Below are 3,806 nucleotides of genomic sequence, written 5' to 3'. Positions count from 1 at the left end.
ATTAGATATTTCGAGCGAGGCTGCTTGCAAGATTTTAGCGCAGTTTCCTGGTATGGAAAGGAGAATGCAGGTTTTGGCCGAGCAGAGGGGGGTTACTATTCTTTCTGACCACGCCGACCATCCTACGGAAATAAAAGCTACGCTCCAAGCTGTTACCGCTCGCTATCCTAACCGTCGCCTACTTTTAATTCTCCAGCCCCACCGCTACACCCGAGTCACTGATTGTTTGTCAGGATATGCAGAGGCCTTGGAGGGGGTAAGCAACCTTATTCTTTTGGATATTTTTCCTGCTGGAGAGTCCTGTGCCAACCCCGAAGCTCTAAACCAATCATTACGCGACAGTATTTCTCAAAAAATAGGTAGCGCGCTTCTACCATTAGCGAGTCCAGAAGCTCTTTTTGCTACCATTACCGATTTTGTAAAATCTGGAGATATAGTTCTTTTTATGGGGCCTGGCGATATAGGAAAGCTGGCTCAAACGTTTGGAGAAACATGGCAGTAGGTCTTGGCGAGAAGGAAAACTTTTTCGCTTTGACATCTTTTTTATTTTAAGATACGCTTTTAGGTAGCCAGTACGAAACTGGATTTTTTATTCTATATGAAGAAAAATAAAGTTATAGGTTTTCTGGTATCCTTAGCAGCCGGCATTGTTTTTTTTGTCATTGTTTTTCGTCGAGTAAAATTTGCTTCCATTGCCAATCTTTTGAATGTTATCAATGGCAAAACCATAATAGCTGTAGTCTTGTTTTATTTAGCTTCTTTTGCTTGCAGCGTTTGGTGCTGGTATCTCATTAATAAGAAGCTAGGCATTAAAATGTCTTTGAGCCGCCATATCGTAGGCATGATGATAGGAAATGCTTTTACTTACTTGACACCTGCTATATCTGGCATGGGGGAAACGACTAAAGTTATTGCTTCAGCGGAAGAGCATAATGAATCTAAAAGCCAAGTAACTGCCGGGGTTTTGGTTCAAGAGGTGGCTTATTTAATAATCCTTGTCGCGCTAGTGCTCCTGGGGGCTATTTATACCCTAATTAAATTTATTCATAGCGAATCCATTTGGGTGGTAGTTTTGTTTATGGCCATTCTAGCAGTGATATTATTAGCCGGGTTCTTTTTGTATAGTGTTATCCTTTATGCTTCCAGGATGAATAAACTTAAACAAGCTGCGCCCGAAACAGAAGAACTAACTTCCAAAACTAATGCTAATTGGCAAAACTGGGTCGTGGTTAAAACTTTGGCACAGAAGCTAGAGCGGCTATGGGTATCTGTAAAACAAATCATGCAGAATGGAAAGCAGGCAATTTGGCAGGCGCTAGCCATATCTTTTTTGGAGGCCATTCTAAGCGGAATTACTTGGTGGTGTCTTCTCTGGGGTATGGGCTACCATTTGAACTTGGCGCAATATAGTGTGATTTGGTCACTGATGTACATGGCCAGTTGGATTCCTATTCCTGCTAATTTAGGCAGTATGGAAATGGGGCAAGTAGCGGCTTTCAATATGTTGAAATTGGCTCGTCCGCAAACAGCTGCAGTTGCCTTTAGTTTGGCAATGCGGGGTATAAACTTGGTTTTTGTAGTTATTGGTTTGATTTTAGCGGCGGTAATTTGGCTTAAAATATTAGCCAAAAATGCAGTTGAACATGTGAGCGCAAAAACGGCTAATTTTTTAAAAAGATTTTATAAAATTCTTACTGGCCAAGACCTTATAGAAGAGACTGGTAAATCTGCTAACCGACAAGGCACTGATTACTCTCTCGAGTCTGATTTGCCCGATTCTTCTCCTCCGGTTGATAAGTCAAATTTACCGAAAAATTCAGCGAATCATAAATAATAATCTTCTAAGCTTATTTTTATTAGCTAACTATTTCTTAATTGTCGGGTTTATGGTAGGATTTGATAATAAATCATTTTATGGCAGATACAATTAATTACTCAAAGAAGGGTTATAGCCAAAGATATTCAACGCTTCTAGGCAAAACAATAAAAGAAACTCCTAATGGAGTGGAGGCTCAAAGCCATCTCCTTTTATTAAGAGGGGGTTTCGTGGACCAGGCTTTGGCTGCTGGTATCTATAGTTTTTTACCCTTAGGTTTAAGAGTTCACCAAAAAATAGCCGATGTCATTCGCGATGAAATCAACAAAATTGGCGGACAGGAGCTCTTAATGCCGGTGCTTAATCCCAAAAATCTGTGGGAAGAAAGCGGCCGGTGGGAAGCTTTTGCGCCCCCCTTGTTCAAAGTGAAAGACCAATTTGAGAGGGAGTTCTGTCTGGCGCCCACTCACGAAGAAATTATTTCTGACATAGCCAGAAGGTTCATTCATAGTTATAAGGATTTGCCGTTTTCCGCATACCATATTCAGGATAAATTTAGAAATGAAAAACGCTCTAGCGGGGGGCTTCTGCGCACTAGGGAATTTTGGATGAAAGACCTTTATAGTTTTCATGCTGAGCAAAAAAGTTTGGACGATTTTTATGTCCAAGTTGAGCAAGCTTATACTAATATTTTTAATCGTTGTGGTATAAAGGCGGTGATGGTTTCTGCTGCTTCTGGCAGCATCGGAGGCGCGGTGAGCAACGAATTTATGGCAGTAACAGACATAGGTGAAGATAGAATTGCTCAATGCCAAAAATGCCAATGGGCAGCTAACTTTGAAACCCTGAGCGAAGGGGGAGAGAAGGAATTAGTCTGCGCGCAGTGTGGCAGCGCCGCTGTTAAAGAAATGAGGGCTATTGAAATTGGGCACATTTTTCAGTTGGGCACTACTTATTCTAAGAAAATGGATGTGTCTTTCACCAACGCCGCCGGCAAGAAGGAATTGGTGCTAATGGGTTGCTATGGCATAGGCTTAGGCAGGTTATTGGCAACAGCCGTAGAGGTTAATCATGATGATAAGGGAATAGTCTGGCCCAGGGACATCGCCCCCTTTGCGGTTCATTTGGTAGGTTTAAATTTAGAAGAAGCTGATGTAAAAGACGCGGCGGAAAAAATTTATACACAATTATCTGAAAAAGGCATAGAAGTTCTTTATGACGACAGAGAAGACTTAACGGCTGGAGTAAAACTCAAAGATGCTGACTTAATCGGATGTCCTTATAGAGTGGTGGTTAGTAAAAAGACACTGGGTGAAAATAAATTTGAATTCAAGGAAAGGAATAAAGAAAAGAGTAAAATGGTTGCAGAAGACGAGCTATTTAGCTTGATAAAGTAGAAAATACGAAAACCTTCTATATTATAGAAGGTTTTTTGGTGTCTTTCTTGTATTGACTAAAATGCTTTTAAGTGATATTACTATAATAATTTTGTTCTTTACAAATCAGAGGGAGAGGAGGTAACAATGCGTGCTTTAATAGTAATAGCGTCGAGAGATTCGGATAACAGTGGGCGCAATGATTCTGGTTTACCATTCTCTGTACTAGAGAATTTAAACCATGGCATTGAAATTACTAATAACAGCCCCTTCTGTTCGGTTAATATTTTGCTCACAGGGTGGGGGCTTGTTTATCCCGGATACTTCACCACCATCCATACTGCTATGACACGGTGGATACGTCAATTTGCCCCATATGCGGTAAGTAAGGTTGTAGAAGCTTTTCACCCTTCGCCTGACTGTGGCGAAACGGATGATGAATACGTGGAATGGGAAGCAGAAACAATCATGCTGACTGCTGGACGCATCCAAGCCGATAAGGTCATAGTGGTTTGCTGCGGTCCCAATGAAAGATATCAGTTGCAATTGACCCAGGGGATTGAAGACTTCAAGTTCAATCATTATTGGGCAAGGAGTTTGGAAGTTAGGTGTAT

At 41.2% G+C, this 3,806-nt stretch carries 4 protein-coding genes; all 4 read left to right on the top strand.

From position 1 onward, the window contains the following. The coding region (locus PK547_02730; GenBank protein ID HPR91623.1) for a cyanophycin synthetase at positions 1–502 on the top strand (502 nt) is incomplete at its 5' end. Between the two features lie 96 nt (positions 503–598). Continuing rightward, positions 599–1,834 carry a lysylphosphatidylglycerol synthase transmembrane domain-containing protein gene (locus tag PK547_02725; GenBank protein ID HPR91622.1) on the top strand — a complete coding sequence of 412 codons (1,236 nt, stop codon included), beginning with the start codon at positions 599–601 and terminating at the stop codon, positions 1,832–1,834. An 80-nt stretch (positions 1,835–1,914) separates the two neighbouring features. Beyond that, positions 1,915–3,213, top strand: coding sequence for a proline--tRNA ligase (gene proS, locus PK547_02720; GenBank protein HPR91621.1), 1,299 nt, complete (start codon positions 1,915–1,917; stop codon positions 3,211–3,213). A 126-nt stretch (positions 3,214–3,339) separates the two neighbouring features. Further along, positions 3,340–3,806 (top strand): hypothetical protein (locus tag PK547_02715; GenBank protein HPR91620.1); only part of this gene is annotated, 467 nt, incomplete at its 3' end.

Source organism: Candidatus Paceibacterota bacterium (assembly GCA_035404205.1).
Lineage (GTDB): Bacteria > Patescibacteriota > Minisyncoccia > UBA6257 > JAVHQB01 > JAVHQB01.
This window is presented reverse-complemented; position numbering and strand designations above follow the sequence as displayed.